This is a genomic window from Hymenobacter agri, from assembly GCF_054778495.1.
Window position 1 is genome coordinate 1 of sequence record NZ_BAAGZM010000960.1, and the last position, 1,104, is coordinate 1,104.

Consider the following 1,104-nt stretch of genomic DNA (forward strand, 5'->3'; position numbering starts at 1 on the left):
GCACCGCCGCCCAGGCGGCCCCGCTCCGGGAGCAGGTGCGACAGGTGAGCGACCAGCTGCGCCAAAGCCGGGTGGTAAACCCCGTGGCCGGCACCGTGCTCACGGTGTACGTCGAGCCCAGCGAGGTGGTGAACTACGGCCAGCCGCTCTACAAAATCGGGGACACGAAAACCCTGATTCTGCGGGCCTACGTGGCCGGCGACCAGCTCACCCGCGTCAAGCTGCGGCAAGCGGTGAAGGTATTGGTGGATGCGCCCGGGGACCAGCGCCGGGAATACGCCGGCCGGGTGCAGTGGATTGCCAGCAAGGCGGAGTTCACGCCCAAGGTGATTCAAACCAAGGAAGACCGGGTGAACCTGGTGTACGCCCTGAAAGTCGCCGTGCCCAACGACGGCAGCCTCAAAATCGGCATGCCCGCCGATGTGCTGTTTTAACCCCCCGCCGACCCTATGCCCGCCGTTGAACTTTTGAACATCAGCAAATCGTACGGCACCACCCCCGCCGTGCGCGACATAAGCCTGGCCGTGGAAGCGGGCGAGCTGTTCGGGCTCATCGGGCCCGATGGGGCGGGCAAAACTACGCTCTTCCGCATCCTGACCACGCTGCTGCTGGCCGATGCCGGCACGGCCACCGTAGCCGGTCACGACGTGGTGCGCGACTTCCGCGCCATCCGCAACGTGGTGGGCTATATGCCGGGCAAGTTCTCGCTCTACCCCGACCTGACGGTGCAGGAGAACCTGGAATTTTTCGCCGCCGTGTTCCGCACCACCGTAGCCGAAAACTACGAGTTGGTCAAAGACATTTACGAGCAATTGGCTCCGTTCAAAAACCGCCGGTCCGGGGCCCTGTCCGGGGGCATGAAGCAGAAGCTGGCCTTGTGCTGCGCGCTCATTCACAAGCCCCAGGTGCTGCTGCTCGACGAGCCCACCACGGGCGTCGACGCCGTCTCGCGGCAGGAGTTCTGGCACATGCTCGGCACGCTCAAGGCCCGGGGCATTACCATCGTCGTCTCCACGCCCTACATGGACGAAGCCGCCCTGTGCGAGCGGGTGGCGCTGCTGCAGGAAGGCCAGGTGCTGCGCATCGACACGCCGGCGGCCCTGC

2 protein-coding genes are annotated in these 1,104 nt (G+C 65.5%); both read left to right on the forward strand.

What is annotated here, in order from left to right; genetic code table 11:
• Window positions 1–434, forward strand: a 434-nt coding sequence (locus ACYVDE_RS23695) for an HlyD family secretion protein (RefSeq protein ID WP_460503984.1), incomplete at its 5' end; no start/stop codon positions are given.
• Window positions 435–449: 15 nt separating this feature from the next.
• On the forward strand, window positions 450–1,104 hold a 655-nt coding region (locus ACYVDE_RS23700), incomplete at its 3' end, for an ABC transporter ATP-binding protein (RefSeq protein WP_460503985.1).